Origin of the sequence: Bradyrhizobium sp. dw_78 (genome assembly GCF_018449525.1) — a bacterium.
Taxonomy (GTDB): domain Bacteria; phylum Pseudomonadota; class Alphaproteobacteria; order Rhizobiales; family Xanthobacteraceae; genus Bradyrhizobium.
In genome coordinates, this window is the sequence record NZ_JAAVUS010000009.1 from 178,497 (window position 1) to 192,541 (window position 14,045).

At 62.6% G+C, this 14,045-nt stretch carries 12 protein-coding genes; 10 read left to right on the plus strand and 2 right to left on the minus strand.

Annotated elements, in window-relative coordinates:
• The first annotated feature begins 84 nt into the window (after positions 1–84).
• Together HB630_RS22450 and rplI are read left to right on the plus strand one after the other, a co-directional pair.
• Positions 85–1,056 carry a DUF2232 domain-containing protein gene (locus tag HB630_RS22450; protein WP_213774723.1) on the plus strand — a complete coding sequence of 324 codons (972 nt, stop codon included), beginning with the start codon at positions 85–87 and terminating at the stop codon, positions 1,054–1,056.
• A 79-nt stretch (positions 1,057–1,135) separates the two neighbouring features.
• Positions 1,136–1,741, plus strand: a complete 606-nt coding sequence (rplI, locus tag HB630_RS22455; protein WP_213774724.1) for a 50S ribosomal protein L9 — start codon at positions 1,136–1,138, stop codon at positions 1,739–1,741.
• 228 nt (positions 1,742–1,969) lie between these two features.
• Here rplI and HB630_RS22460 read toward each other — a convergent pair whose 3' ends face one another.
• Complete coding sequence (locus HB630_RS22460; RefSeq protein WP_213774725.1) at positions 1,970–2,650, minus strand: hypothetical protein; 681 nt, start codon at positions 2,648–2,650, stop codon at positions 1,970–1,972.
• A gap of 286 nt (positions 2,651–2,936) precedes the next feature.
• Between HB630_RS22460 and HB630_RS22465 the strand changes: the two genes are divergently transcribed.
• From HB630_RS22465 to alr, 3 genes are all read left to right on the plus strand, one after another.
• On the plus strand, positions 2,937–4,187 hold the full coding sequence (locus HB630_RS22465; RefSeq protein WP_213774727.1) for a cyclopropane-fatty-acyl-phospholipid synthase family protein: 1,251 nt from the start codon (positions 2,937–2,939) through the stop codon (positions 4,185–4,187).
• A gap of 903 nt (positions 4,188–5,090) precedes the next feature.
• Positions 5,091–6,590, plus strand: a complete 1,500-nt coding sequence (locus HB630_RS22470) for a replicative DNA helicase (protein ID WP_213774729.1) — start codon at positions 5,091–5,093, stop codon at positions 6,588–6,590.
• A gap of 50 nt (positions 6,591–6,640) precedes the next feature.
• Positions 6,641–7,864, plus strand: a complete 1,224-nt coding sequence (gene alr / locus HB630_RS22475) for an alanine racemase (RefSeq protein ID WP_213774731.1) — start codon at positions 6,641–6,643, stop codon at positions 7,862–7,864.
• Between the two features lie 18 nt (positions 7,865–7,882).
• On the opposite strand, the gene HB630_RS22480 is transcribed toward alr, so the two are convergent.
• Positions 7,883–8,125, minus strand: coding sequence for a cysteine rich repeat-containing protein (locus HB630_RS22480; RefSeq protein WP_213774733.1), 243 nt, complete (start codon positions 8,123–8,125; stop codon positions 7,883–7,885).
• Between the two features lie 261 nt (positions 8,126–8,386).
• Here HB630_RS22480 and HB630_RS22485 point away from each other — a divergent pair, with 261 nt between their 5' ends.
• The 5 genes from HB630_RS22485 (at position 8,387) to HB630_RS22505 (ending at position 14,032) form a co-directional block, all read left to right on the plus strand.
• Entirely contained in the window at positions 8,387–9,115 is a 729-nt protein-coding gene (locus HB630_RS22485; RefSeq protein WP_213774734.1) for a TSUP family transporter, read from the plus strand.
• A 21-nt stretch (positions 9,116–9,136) separates the two neighbouring features.
• Positions 9,137–10,597, plus strand: coding sequence for a DNA repair protein RadA (gene radA / locus HB630_RS22490; RefSeq protein ID WP_213774736.1), 1,461 nt, complete (start codon positions 9,137–9,139; stop codon positions 10,595–10,597).
• Between the two features lie 160 nt (positions 10,598–10,757).
• Positions 10,758–11,390 carry a CvpA family protein gene (locus HB630_RS22495; RefSeq protein ID WP_213774737.1) on the plus strand — a complete coding sequence of 211 codons (633 nt, stop codon included), beginning with the start codon at positions 10,758–10,760 and terminating at the stop codon, positions 11,388–11,390.
• 22 nt (positions 11,391–11,412) lie between these two features.
• The gene (gene purF, locus HB630_RS22500) at positions 11,413–12,942 is read left to right on the plus strand and encodes an amidophosphoribosyltransferase (RefSeq protein ID WP_213774738.1); all 1,530 of its coding nucleotides are present in this window, start codon (positions 11,413–11,415) and stop codon (positions 12,940–12,942) included.
• Between the two features lie 349 nt (positions 12,943–13,291).
• Positions 13,292–14,032 (plus strand): SDR family NAD(P)-dependent oxidoreductase, encoded by a 741-nt coding sequence (locus HB630_RS22505; protein WP_213774993.1) that lies wholly within the window; start codon positions 13,292–13,294, stop codon positions 14,030–14,032.
• The last annotated feature ends 13 nt before the right edge of the window (positions 14,033–14,045 follow it).

Here is a 14,045-nt window from a genome sequence, read left to right on the forward strand (position 1 = left end):
TCTTCATAAGGCTTCCGGATCATCCGGTTGCCGATGGTTGGGGTTCACGAGACCTCTAACCGCTCGAAAGGAGCGGGACAGCTGATGACCACGATTATTCTCATTGCGATAGCCGCCGGCTGCGCGTCGGCCCTGATGTTCGCCTCGATCGTCTCGGGCGAGCTGGTTTCGCTATTGTTGCTCTACCTGGCGCCGCTGCCGCTCATGGTCGCGTCCATGGCCTGGGGTCCGCTGAGCGGTGTGATCGGCGGCATCACCGCGGCGGCCGGCCTGGGCGCGATCTTCGGTTTTCCCTACAGCATCACCTTCGTGATCATGGTCGCGTTGCCCGCGTGGTGGCTCGGGCATCTGGCCCTTCTGGGCCGCCCCATCACCAGCGGCGCTCCGTCAGACCATGGCGGCGCCATCGCTCCGCCCGCATTCGAATGGTATCCGGTCGGCCGCATCCTGCTCTGGCTCACAGGTTTTGCGGCGCTGACCACAATGTTAGCGCTGCTGACGATAGGCACCGACGCCACCACCATCACCGGCACGATGCATCAGGCCTTGCTGCGCATGTTCGGCTTGATCGACGCTCCCGCCGGTGAGAGCGAGCAATTGATCGATGTGCTGGTGACAATGGCGCCGATCGCCGCCGCGATCTTCACCATGTCGATGCTGACGCTCAACCTCTGGCTTGCCGCGAAAATCGCCGCGACTTCGGGACGGCTGCGCCGCCCCTGGCCCGACCTCAAAAGCACCGCACTGCCGCCGATGACGCTGGCGGCATTGTCGGTCGCGGTCGCGTTCTGTTTTTCCAGTGGACTGTTTGCGATCCTGGCGCAGATTGTCACGGCCGCCCTGATGATGGCCTATGCGCTGATCGGCTTTGCCGTCCTGCACACGCTGACGCTGGCGTTCAAGAACCGCGTGTTCTGGCTGAGCTTCGCCTATGCGGTCGTGGTCATGTTCAGTTGGCTCGTTCTGACGGTGGCCGCTCTCGGCCTGGCCGACGCCGTTTTTGGACTCCGGCAACGCTATTTGCGCAGCCGGCCGCCGCCGCTACCCGCCGCCTGAAAACACTTCACTTCACTTCAATCCAATCCAATCCAATCCGAAAGTCTTTATCCCTCAACACATCCAAAGGAGAACGAATATGGAAGTCATTTTGCTGGAACGCGTCGCCAAGCTCGGTCAGATGGGCGAAGTCGTGAAGGTCAAGGATGGTTACGCACGTAACTTCCTGCTGAAGCGCAAGAAGGCACTGCGCGCAACCGCGGAAAACCGGACCAAATATGACGGCATGAAAACCGAGCTGGAGGCCAACAATCTCAAGGCCAAATCCGAGGCCAGCAAGGTTGCCGAGAAGATCGATGGGCGCGACATCGTGATCATCCGTCAGGCCTCCGAATCCGGTCAGTTGTTCGGCTCGGTCTCGGTGCGCGACATCGTCGACGCCCTGGCGGCTGACGGCATCACCGTCGGCCGGCCGCAGGTCTGGCTCGATGCGCCGATCAAGGTGATCGGTCAGCAGAAGGTGACGATCGCCGTTCACCCCGAAGTCGAGGCCGGCATCACCGTGACGGTCGCCCGCAGTGCCGATGAAGCCGACCGCATCAAGCGCGGCGAAGACATCTCCAGCCGCCAGGAAGATCAGGATGCCGCCGCCGAAGCGCTCGCCGCCGCCGGCGAATTCTTCGATCCGGAAGCCCAGCGCGACGACGATATTGCGCCGGCGGAGCCTGCGGCCACCGAGACCTGATCCGGCTTGCTCACTTGACTGGATGAAACGAACAAAGCCCGGCCTGATCAGGCCGGGCTTTGCAATGACGACCGGGACTTCATTGCCGAAGGGCCGGATGCAGCTATAGCGTTTTCGAGCGAAGTGGATCCGGTTCGCGTGAAGAAAACGCGTCAAAACAAAATGTTAAAGCCCGGTTCTGATTCAATCAGAACCGATAAGGCTCTAACGGCCCTGTCCGTGCCAAGCCTATTGAGAGGCGGATGATGGCGCCGCGGTGGCCGGTTCCGGCGGCTTGGTGGCGGCGGAAGCCGCCGGGGTGACCGGAGGCACCGGATCGGGCCGCGAAGCTGGCGTGCTACGTCCGGTCTCGCTCGGGGACTCGGTCTTGGCGCTCTCGGATTTGGGTTGGTCCGACGGTTTCCCTGCCCCGGAAGCGGCTCCCTCGTCCTTCGCAGCATCACCTTTCGCAGGCTCTGTGTTGCCGGCGTCCGGCCTGTCGGCGTTATCCTTCAAATCTCCGGTGCCTGATTTGCCCTTCTTGCCCAACCTTCGCTTGGTGACGGGCTTCCGGCCCTCCCTGTCGGCTTCTGGCTTCCGGGCCTGTTGCGGTTCTGGCGAAGTGGCGATGGCCCGGCCCCGGCGGCCCAAGGGGGCGGGTTGCTGCTCGGCCGCGCCGTTGGAGATCAGGTAGGAACTGAGCGACGAAGCCATCTCGGGGCTTGTGGTGTAATGCTGGCGCAGGAACCCCTGCAAGGATCCCGGAGGCACCGTTTTCAAAAGTCCCCGCGGGCTTTTGTGGCACACCGTGCAGGTGCCCGCGAAAATCTGCGAAGGACTTTTACCTGCCTCGAAATTTTGCGCCTGAACCCCTGTCAGGCTACCGATCAGAAGCGTCACCGTCGCTAAAATGCGCGCTCGGCCCAACATTCCCTATTCTCCAATGTGGAAGTCGCTTCCAAAATCCCGTCCCGATGGCGGTACTGAAGCGGCGATCATCTTATTAGCCGAATATTCCGCGAATGGAAGAGCGCATATCACGCAACGGCGTGAACACGGCATTCCAGAATATCCGCTTTGTGTACAACGCACTAGCGCTCACCAAACTTGAACATTATGATCTTGCAGGGGCTGAGGGGAACCATCTCCTCCCATGGGCGTCGCTGTGACGCCGGGCAGATTATAGCCTTGCCGGGATCGCTCCTTGGTGGTTTCGATGGATCGTTTGTTGCATTACTTCCTGAAGCAGTTCATTCGCCGTGGATCGATAACGTTCACGACGGCGAATGGCTCTACATTCAGCTGCGGCGATGGTACCGGTGAGCCGGTATCCGTCCGATTCACGACCGTGAACGCCGAACGACGGATTCTGCTCAACCCCGAACTCTCGCTGGGCGAAGCGTATATGGACGGCACGTTCGTGGTCGAGCGCGGCTCGCTTGCGGATGCGCTGGCGATCCTGATGTCTCAGCCGCAGGCGCTGCCCCGCTGGGCCAAATTGCAGTGGTGGCTGCGATATCTGGCCAGACACGCCCAGCAGTTCAATCCACGGCCGCGATCGAAGAACAACGTCGCGCATCATTACGATCTCGACGGACGGCTCTATTCCCTGTTCCTCGACTCCGACAAGCAATACAGCTGCGCCTATTTCGAGACACCGGACACCAGCCTCGAAGACGCCCAGCTCGCCAAGAAAAGGCATCTGGCTTCGAAATTATTGGTCGAACCGGGCAACCGCGTGCTCGATATCGGCTCCGGCTGGGGCGGCCTTGGCCTCTATCTGGCGGAAATGACCGGCGCCCAGGTCACCGGCATCACGCTCTCGACCGAGCAGTTGCAGGTGTCGAACGCCCGCGCCGCCGAGAAAAACCTGACGCAATCGGCGAAGTTCCTGCTCGAGGATTATCGCGACATTCCGGGTCCGTTCGACCGCATCGTATCGGTCGGGATGTTCGAACATGTCGGCGTCGATTTCTACGAGACCTATTTCAGGCACTGCGCCGAACTTCTGACCGACGACGGCGTCATGGTGCTGCATTCGATCGGCCGTTCGGAACCGCCCGATGTCACCAATCCCTGGATCGCGAAATACATCTTCCCCGGCGGTTACATCCCCGCGCTTTCGGAAGTGATCCCCGCGATCGAGCGCGTCGGCCTCCTGGTGTGCGACATCGAGATTCTGCGGCTGCACTATGCCGAAACCCTGAAGGCATGGCGCGAGCGCTTTATGGCGCAGCGGGATGAAGCGGTTCGGCTCTATGACGAGCGCTTTGCCCGGATGTGGGAATTCTACCTCGCTTCTTCGGAAATGGCGTTCCGCAAACAGAATTTGATGAATTTCCAGATCCAGATCACCAAACGCCAGGGCGTGGTGCCGATGACGCGGGATTATGTCACCCGCGAGGAAGCGAAGCTGCGCGGGGTCGAGCGCGGTAAGCGGCCGCGACTGCAAATCGCCGGCGGATAAATGCGGGCAAGCCGGCCTAGGGCAATCATGGCGGGCCAATCATGGCGGGCTGAGGTAAGACGCGGCTCCTGAACGCTAACTTTGCGTGCGCCGATAAGGATAGAGTGACGCCGGGCGCGCCAGCCGTGCCCGCACGGCGGACAGGGCAAGGCGGTCGCAAGATGCCGCGCGCATCTCCGGACGGGAAACCTTCTCCCGGGAGACCTTCTCCATGGTGTCGATCAGCCTCGACAGCCACAGCCTTCCCCCATCCCTCGATCGCCATGACTGAAGCCGTTGGGCCATTGCCTGTCCTTGACTTATCCTGACCTGAACCCAATTCGCCGGACCGTACCAACTATCAATTCCGTGGTCCGCAAACCGTTCCCTTCCGACCCGTTCCGAAAGAAAATCCGCCGGATGTGACCTGCTTCACAAGCGATCCGACTCGCCTGCCCTACACCGCAGCATCTGCCTTGAATTCTGGGGATGGGCGCGCAAATGCCGCAACCGTCGTTCGATCCGCACCGCGACATCCAGACCGATTATGTCCTGATCGCCACCGGCGTCGGAGCCGCCCTGATCGCCCTGATCTATCTCCTGCTGGTCTGATTCGGGGCCAAATCCGATTCGGAGCCAGCACGGCCGCCTCGAACCACTCTCCGTCCGGACATAGGTCGGCCCTGGAGGGTGCAAGGTTCACCGCCACCGGCGTCTCCTTTTCCGACAAATCAGAAAATCTTCGCTGTGTGCGCCGCACAACCCCGCAAACCCCGTCAAGCGATGAGCAGGATTCACACACCGTGTTGTGTGAATCGTGCATAAGGCACCTTCTCGCTTTCGCTAAGACGACAGGTGGCGCTTTATCGCCCCCCCAAATCCGACGCTTCCAACAACGATCCAATCCGAAGAACATCGTCTCTCATGGCCTCGACTGATTCGAACGTACTCAAGCTAACGCCCGACGCGCCCAATCCGGCCTATCGGAATGCGCCGCACAATATCGAGGCGGAACAGAGTTTGCTGGGCGCGATCCTGGTCAATAACGATGCATTCTATCGCGTCTCCGACTTCCTCGAGCCGAAGCACTTCTTCGAGCCGATCCACCAGACGATCTATGAGACCGCCGGAAGCCTGATCCGGATGGGGAAAGTCGCAACCCCTGTCACGCTGAAAACCTTTCTGCCCGCCGAAACCGACATCGGCGGCATGACGGTTGGCCAATACCTCGCTCGTCTCGCCGCCGAAGCGACCACGATCATCAACGCCCACGATTACGGCCGAACGGTTTACGAGCTTTCCCTGCGCCGCGACCTGATCCGGATCGGCGAAGACATGGTCAACGTCGCCTTCGACGCACCGGTGGATTTTGCGCCCCGCGCGCAAATCGAGGATGCCGAACGCCAGCTCTACGAACTGGCCGAGACCGGCCGCTATGACGGCGGCTTCCAGCGTTTCTCGCAAGCGCTCACCACCGCCGTCGACATGGCGGCCAACGCCTACAAACGCGACGGCAGGCTGTCCGGAATAGCGACCGGGCTACGCGACCTCGACAACAAGATGGGCGGATTGCAGCATTCCGACTTGATCATCGTCGCCGGCCGTCCCGGCATGGGCAAGACCGCGCTGGCCACCAACATCGCCTACAACGTGGCCAGGGCGCATCGCGCCGAAGTTCAGGCCGACGGCGCCATGAAATCCGTCAACGGCGGCATTGTCGGCTTCTTTTCCTGCGAAATGTCCGCCGAGCAGCTCGCCACGCGTATTCTCGCGGAGCAAACCAGTATCGCCTCGAGCATGATCCGTCGCGGCGGCATCACCGAGGCCGATTTCGAGAAGATCCGCAACTATTCGATCGAATTGCAGTCCCTGCCGCTTTACGTCGACGAAACCGGCGGCCTGTCGATTTCGCAACTTACCGCGCGCGCGCGCCGCCTGAAGCGGCAGAAGGGTCTCGATCTGCTGGTTATCGATTATATCCAGCTGCTGCAGGGATCGGGCAAGCGTTCCGACAACCGCGTGCAGGAAGTCACGGAGATCACGACCAATCTGAAGGCACTGGCCAAGGAGCTGAACGTCCCGATCATCGCGCTGTCGCAATTGTCGCGTCAGGTCGAAAACCGCGACGACAAGCGTCCGCAGCTCGCCGACCTCCGTGAGTCCGGCTCGATCGAGCAGGACGCCGACGTCGTGATCTTCGTGTACCGCGAGGAATATTATCTCGCCAACAAGGAGCCGCGCATCGGCACGCCGGAATACGAAAAATGGCAGCTCGATATGTCGCTGGTCCACGGCAAGGCCGAAGTCATCATCGGCAAGCAGCGCCACGGCCCGACCGGAACCGTCGAACTGCAATTTGAAGGACAATTCACCCGCTTCAGCGATCTGGTGCAGGACGGACAAATGCCGGACCGGACATATTAGAAGCGGGCTTATCCGGTTGAACCGCTTGTGACCCGCGCCTAAAGTACAGCATGAACGTCGTTTCCGATCCCAAGACGATACCGGCGAGCCTCCCCCGCCCGCCCGAGACAGACAAGGCTGCGGCGCTTGCGGCCAAAACCGGGATACTCACGGTCGATCTCGATGCCATCGTCGCCAACTGGCGCAAGCTCGAGAAAACCGCGGTGCCGGCCGAATGCGCCGGCGTCGTCAAGGCAGACGCCTATGGCTGCGGCGCCGATCCGGTCGCGCGCGCGCTAGCGCGAGCCGGCTGCAAGACCTTTTTCGTCGCAACCCTCGACGAGGCTGTCGCGGTCCGCGCCGCCGTGCCGTCGGCGGTCATTTATGTGCTCGACGGCTTCTTCCAGAATTGCGGCGATACCTACGCCAGAATCGACGCCCGGCCCGTGATCGGCGATCTCAACGAGCTCGCCGAATGGGACGTATTTTGCCGCCGCTCCCACTGGGAGGGCGGCGCCGCCATTCATATCGACACCGGCATGAACCGGCTCGGCCTTAGCGCGACGGAAGCGCAGGGGCTCGTTCCCAGGATCAATGCCGGCGATCACGGCATCACGCTGGTCATGAGCCACCTCACCTCGGCCGAACAGCTCAATAGCTCGGCCAACGGCAGGCAGCTTGCGACCTTCCGCGAGATATCGGCGCTGTTTTCCGGCGTGCCGGCATCGCTCTCGAATTCATCGGGCGTATTCCTGGGCGCGCAATTTCAGTTCGATCTGGTGCGGCCGGGCGCCGCGCTCTATGGCGTCAATCCCACGCCCGAAGCCGACAATCCGATGCAGCCGGTCGTCGAATTGAAGGCCCGCATCATGCATATCCGCAATGTGGAGCGCGGCGAAACCGTCGGCTATGGCGGCACCTGGACCGCGCGGCGGCCGACGAAACTCGCGATCATCTCCGCCGGCTATGCCGATGGATATTTCCGCGCCGCCAGCGCCAATGATGGCACCCGCGGCGCCGAGGTCGTGATCGCCGGCAAACGTTGCCCGATTGCGGGCCGTATCTCGATGGACCTGATGGCGGTCGATATTACCGACCTGCCGAACAACGCCGCGCGGCGCGGCCATATGGCAACATTGATCGGTGAAGGCATCACCGTTGACGAGCTCGCGCACCATTTCGGCACCATCGGCTATGAGGTGCTGACCAGCCTCGGCCGGCGCTACGCCCGACTCTACAAAGGCGGTGCGGCCGAAGCTTCGACCAGCCCCGCCCCCGCTTCCGACGTTGCATGATCCGCCGCGGAATTTGCTTTATTGCGGCTTTCTGGAGTCGATCGCCTTCTTGCAGGAGTCGCTGAGGTGGTCATGCTGCTTGTTCAAACAAGCGACGATCCGTCCACCGCCCGGCGCGGTTCCGGCGCAAAACTTCTTGTAATCGTCGCTGCAGGCGCCGCGTGCGTCGGGCGTCGCGTTTTGCGCCATGACGGCACCCGAAAAGGCGACACCTGAAAATCCGAATACGCAAACAACAACAGCGGCCTGTAGTTTTGTCATGAGATCTCCGATGAACCGGGCGCAGGAACGCGCTTTGTAAAGCTGTACATGAAGATAGCCGCGTTCGACATTGACAATATCGAACGGCCCGACGCGCTGGTCGCGCGGCGAAGCCAATATCGTTCGGTATCGGGCCCTTGCGACTCATCCTGAAATCAAGACCCTTGCTGAACCAAGATCCTGCTGAACCAAGGCTCTTGCTGAAATGAAGGTTCCTGCTCCTCAAGACGAGAGGATCGCCGATTCGGAGAGACTGTCGCTGTGAGCTTCCTTTTCGTTCTCGCGGTCGGGCTTCTCGCCGGCACCATCAGCGGCATCGTCGGCACCGGCTCGTCGATCATGCTGATGCCGGTGCTGGTCTATGAATACGGGCCCAAGCAGGCCGTGCCGATCATGGCGATCGCCGCCGTGATGGCCAACCTGTCGCGTATCCTGGCCTGGTGGCGCGAGGTCGATTGGCGCGCCTGTGCCGCCTATTCCATCCCCGGCATTCCGGCCGCGGCGCTTGGCGCACGCACCATGCTGGCGCTGCCGTCGCACGCGATCGACATTTCCATCGGCCTGTTTCTGATCACGATGGTGCCGGTGCGGCACTGGCTGGCGCGGCATGAGTTCAAGATATCGCTCTGGCACCTGGCGATCGGCGGCGCCGTGATCGGCTATATCACGGGCATCGTGGTTTCGACCGGGCCGTTGAGCGTGCCGCTGTTTCTGTTCTACGGCCTCGACAGAGGCGCGTTTCTCGCCACCGAAGCAGCGAGTTCGCTGGGCCTCTATCTCAGCAAGTCCGTGACCTTTCAGCAGTTCGGCGCGCTGACACCGGACGTCGCGCTGCAGGGCCTGATCGCGGGATTTTCGCTGATGGCAGGCGCCTTCATCGCCAAGCCCTTCGTGCTCGGACTGAAAGCGGACATCTTCCGGCTGGTGATGGATGGCATCATGCTCGCCGCCGGACTATCTATGCTGTGGAACGCGGCGCATTCATCCTGACAAGGCAATTTGAAACCCTGCATGGCCAAGAACACGCTTTCCTTTGTCTGCCAAAATTGCGGCGCGGCCTATAACCGGTGGCAGGGCAAATGCGATTCCTGCGGCGAGTGGAATACGCTGGCCGAGGAGGATACAACCGGCGCCACCTCCATGCCGGTCAGCATCCGCTCCAAACGCAAGGGCCGGACGTTTGCGCTGGAAACCCTGGCCGGCAAGAGCAACGACGCCCCTCGCCTCGCCTCCGGCATGGCCGAACTCGACCGCGTCACCGGCGGCGGCTTCGTCCGCGGCTCGGTGCTGCTGGTCGGCGGCGATCCCGGCATCGGCAAATCGACGCTGCTGACGCAGGCGACCAGCCTGATGGCGCGCGCCGGTCACCGCACGGTCTATATCTCCGGCGAAGAGGCGGTGGCGCAGGTGCGGCTGCGCGCCGAGCGCCTGGGCCTGGCGGATGCGCCGGTGCAGCTCGCCTCGGAAACTTCGGTGGAGGATATCGTCTCCACGCTGTCGGAAGGCGCGACGCCGCGCCTGATCGTGATCGATTCGATCCAGACCATGTGGACGGACACGGTCGAATCGGCGCCCGGCACGGTCACCCAGGTTCGCGCCTCGGCGCAGGCGCTGATCCGATTCGCCAAGAAATCGGGCGCCGCGATCATCCTGGTCGGCCACGTCACCAAGGACGGCCAGATCGCCGGGCCCCGTGTCGTCGAACACATGGTCGATGCCGTGCTGTCGTTCGAAGGCGAAGGCTCGCAGCAATTTCGCATCCTGCGCGCGGTGAAGAACCGCTTCGGTCCCACCGACGAGATCGGCGTGTTCGAGATGACGGGCCTCGGCCTGCGCGAGGTGTCCAACCCGTCCGAGCTGTTCCTGTCGGAACGCGACCTCGGCAGTCCCGGCACGGCGGTTTTCGCGGGGATCGAGGGCACCCGCCCGGTACTGGTCGAGTTGCAGGCGCTGGTGGCGCCGACGTCGCTCGGAACCCCGCGCCGCGCCGTCGTCGGCTGGGATCCGAGCCGGCTTTCGATGGTGCTGGCGGTGCTGGAGGCGCATTGCGGGGTGAAACTGTCCGGCTACGACGTCTATCTGAATGTCGCTGGTGGCCTGCGCATCCAGGAACCTGCGGCCGACCTCGCCGCCGCCGCCGCGCTGGTGTCGTCGTTGGTTAACGCCCCTTTACCGACCGATGCGGTGTATTTCGGCGAGGTTTCCCTCTCGGGTGCGGTGCGCCCGGTGGCGCAGACTCCGGCCCGGTTGAAGGAGGCCGCAAAGCTCGGATTTGGCCGCGCCGTGCTGCCCGAATCGGCGCGCGGCGAGACCGGCGGTGACGCGGGCGTGGTCCTCAATGCCGTCGGCGGGCTGACCAGCCTGGTGGCGGATATCGCCGCACGGGGCACGCCGGCCGCCAACCGGCAGCAAGATCGTGACGGATCTGAGAAAAATGCCACACCTGCCAAATTCCGGCGCGAGGGGCGCTAGACAGGCGTGACCTGATCCGGCCTCGCGGCTATACAACGCGCGCGAGGGGCACGGAACTGCATGTTTTCAGCCTTGCGGCACATGCCGTATGCCCGTCACCTAGGGCGGCACCGCCGAGCCGATTCGCGCTTTTGTTTCTACGAGCGGAACTGACCAGCCGATGCCTATAACGATACTCGATCTCGTCCTGCTCGCGGTGATGCTGATCTCCGGCCTGCTCGCGATGGTTCGCGGCTTCATGCGCGAGGTGCTGTCGATCGCAGCATGGGGTACCGCGGCACTGGTCACGGTCTATTCCTTCGGCAAACTGCTCCCGACCGCCAAGGCCTATTTCAACGTCAGCGACACTGTTGCCAGCATTGTCGTGGTCGCCGGCGTCTTCATCGGCACCCTGATCGTGGTTTCCATCATCACGGTCAGGATTTCCGACATGATCCTGGATTCCCGGATCGGTGCGCTGGATCGCACGCTCGGGTTCCTGTTCGGCCTAGCGCGCGGCCTCCTGATCATGGTCGTCGCCTTCCTGTTTTTCACTTGGCTGGTTCCGGACAAGCAGCGGCCCGACTGGGTTACCGGGGCAAAATCCCGGGTTGTCCTGCAAGCAACGGGGGATTGGCTGATGTCCCTCTTGCCGGATGACCCCGAGAACACCATCTTGAAAAGATTCAAGAAGAATAAACCGGACGATGATCAGACTGACACCGACCCAGCGGCGCCGGCTGCTGGCGATGGTTATAGTAAACCGGCCCGCGACAGCTTGAAAAAGCTGATCGAGAAACCTGCGGGAAACTGAGATCAGGCTTATGAGAGGCGCGATGGACGAGATGCAGAGCCCTTCCGATCACGCCGGTCAACTTGACTTAAACTTTGATCTAAATCCTGGCCCGATTGACATGCAGGACGATCTCGAAGGCGACACGCTACGCGAGGAATGCGGCGTGTTCGGCATCTTCGGGCATCCGGAGGCCGCCGCCATCACCGCGCTCGGGCTGCACGCGCTGCAGCATCGCGGCCAGGAAGCCGCGGGCATCGTCTCCTTCGACGGCAGCCGCTTTCATTCCGAACGGCGGCTTGGCCTCGTCGGCGACACATTCTCCCGCCGCGAAGTGATCGAACGCCTGCCCGGCAACGCTTCTGTCGGCCATGTCCGCTATTCCACCACCGGCGCCACCATCCTGCGCAACGTCCAGCCGCTGTTCGCCGAGCTCAATGCCGGCGGCTTCGCGGTCGGCCACAACGGCAACCTCACCAATGGCCTGACGCTGCGCCGCGAACTGGTGCGCAACGGCGCCATGATGCAGTCGACCACGGATACCGAAGTCATCCTGCACCTGGTGGCGCAGTCCAAGCGCAGCCGGTTCATCGACCGCTTCATCGAGGCCTTGCGCGCGATCGAGGGCGCCTATTCGCTGGTGGCGCTGACCAACAAGAAGCTGGTCGGCGCGCGTGATCCGCTCGGCATTCGTCCGCTGGTGCTGGGCGAACTCGACGGCTGCCCGATCCTGGCCTCGGAAACCTGCGCGCTGGACATGATCGGCGCGCGCTATGTGCGCGACATCGCCCCCGGCGAGATCATCGTGTTCGACGAGGAAGGCGCACACAGCCATCATCCGTTCCCGCCGAAGCCGCCGCGGCCCTGCATCTTCGAATACATCTATTTCGCGCGGCCGGATTCCATTGTCGGCGGACGGTCGGTGTATGAGGTCCGCAAGGCCTTTGGCGCGCAGCTCGCGCGTGAAAGCCATGTCGAGGCCGACGTCGTGGTGCCGGTGCCGGATTCCGGCGTGCCCGCCGCCGTCGGCTACAGCCAGCATTCCGGCGTGCCGTTCGAGCTCGGCATCATCCGCAACCACTATGTCGGCCGCACCTTCATTCAGCCGACCCAGAGCGTGCGCGAGCTCGGCGTGCGCATGAAGCATTCGGCCAACCGCGCCGCGATCGAGGGCAAGCGTATCATCCTGCTCGACGATTCACTGGTGCGCGGCACCACTTCGAAAAAGATCGTGCGCATGATGCGCGATGCCGGCGCGCGCGAAGTGCATTTCCGCCTCGCCTCCCCGCCGATCCTGTATCCCGATTATTACGGCATCGACCTGCCCGATCGCGGCGGCCTGCTGGCGGCGACCCATTCGCTCGAGGAGATGCGCGATATCATCGGCGCGGATTCGCTGGCGTTCCTGTCCATCGACGGCATGTATCGCGCGATGGGCGAGCCGGGCCGCGATCCCGCCAATCCGAAATTCTCCGATCATTGCTTTACCGGCGCCTATCCGACCCACCTGACCGACCAGACCCAGGTCGAACCGCAGCCGCGGCAGCTATCGTTGCTGGCGGAGGCGAGCTGACCTCCATTGCGTCGTCGTCCCGCGAAGGCGGGGACAGATACGCCGTAGCCTATCTTTTTGGCGCTCCGGCGGACATATTCTGAAACAACAAAAATTGGTGGTTAGGGGTCTCCCCGCCTTCGCGGGGACGACGACGGAAAAATTTACTTCGCCGCCATCGCATGCAGCGTCGTCACCATTTTCCAGTTTCGCGTCGTGGCGCCGATAACACCTTTTCAATCGCCGTGTTCGACAGCCTGGTCTCGCCGTAATTGATCGGGCCGTGCAGGTAGATTTCCCGCTTCGCCAATCGATATTCGCGCCTCCTTAAATATTTGATTTTCAAGGCAGGGTATCATAAATGCCGCCGATGGCTCTCCCGCTTGCCTCCCGTATCGCGCTCGTCACCGGTGCCTCGCGTGGCATCGGCCATGCCACGGCGCGTGCGCTGGCCAAAGCCGGCGCGCATATCGTTGCGGTCGCACGCACGCAAGGCGGTCTTGAAGAACTTGACGACGAGATCCGGAAAGACGGCGGCAGCGCCACGCTGGTGCCGCTCAACCTCACCGATTTCGACGGCATCGCCCGCCTCGGCGCCGCACTGCACGAACGTCATGGCAAGCTCGACATTCTCGTCGGCAATGCCGGCATCGCCGGCCCGTCCTCGCCGCTCGGGCATATCGAGCTGAAGCCGTGGAACGACGTGATGGCGATCAATGTCACCGCCAATTTCCAGCTGATCCGCTGCATGGAGCCGCTGCTGACGAAATCCGACGCCGGCCGCGCCGTGTTCATCACCTCGGACGCCGCCAGCAAGGCACTTGCCTATCGCGCTCCCTACTCGGCCTCCAAGGCGGCGCTGGATACGCTGGTACGGGCGTGGGCCCATGAAACGGCATCGACGCCCGTTCGCGCCAACCTGTTCAATCCGGGCCCGATCCGCACCCGCATGCGCGCCACGGTGTTTCCCGGCGAGGATCCGATGACGCTCGACACGCCCGAACAGGCCGCCGCATTCATCGTGCCGATGTGCGCGCCGTCATGGACCGAGACCGGCAAGCTCTATGATTACCAGAGCCGCAGCTTGATGAGCTTTCACGCGCCGGCGTGACACACCGCGTCCT

Excerpts from the sequence above, each read along its gene's own strand:
- alr (WP_213774731.1), top strand. The coding sequence starts at position 6,641 with ATGAACGTCGTTTCCGATCCCAAGACGATACCGGCGAGCCTCCCCCGC.
- HB630_RS22470 (WP_213774729.1), top strand. The coding sequence starts at position 5,091 with ATGGCCTCGACTGATTCGAACGTACTCAAGCTAACGCCCGACGCGCCC.
- radA (WP_213774736.1), top strand. The coding sequence starts at position 9,137 with ATGGCCAAGAACACGCTTTCCTTTGTCTGCCAAAATTGCGGCGCGGCC.
- HB630_RS22465 (WP_213774727.1), top strand. The coding sequence starts at position 2,937 with ATGGATCGTTTGTTGCATTACTTCCTGAAGCAGTTCATTCGCCGTGGA.
- HB630_RS22450 (WP_213774723.1), top strand. The coding sequence starts at position 85 with ATGACCACGATTATTCTCATTGCGATAGCCGCCGGCTGCGCGTCGGCC.
- purF (WP_213774738.1), top strand. The coding sequence starts at position 11,413 with ATGGACGAGATGCAGAGCCCTTCCGATCACGCCGGTCAACTTGACTTA.
- HB630_RS22460 (WP_213774725.1), bottom strand. The coding sequence starts at position 2,650 with ATGTTGGGCCGAGCGCGCATTTTAGCGACGGTGACGCTTCTGATCGGT.
- HB630_RS22505 (WP_213774993.1), top strand. The coding sequence starts at position 13,292 with ATGGCTCTCCCGCTTGCCTCCCGTATCGCGCTCGTCACCGGTGCCTCG.
- rplI (WP_213774724.1), top strand. The coding sequence starts at position 1,136 with ATGGAAGTCATTTTGCTGGAACGCGTCGCCAAGCTCGGTCAGATGGGC.
- HB630_RS22495 (WP_213774737.1), top strand. The coding sequence starts at position 10,758 with ATGCCTATAACGATACTCGATCTCGTCCTGCTCGCGGTGATGCTGATC.
- HB630_RS22480 (WP_213774733.1), bottom strand. The coding sequence starts at position 8,125 with ATGACAAAACTACAGGCCGCTGTTGTTGTTTGCGTATTCGGATTTTCA.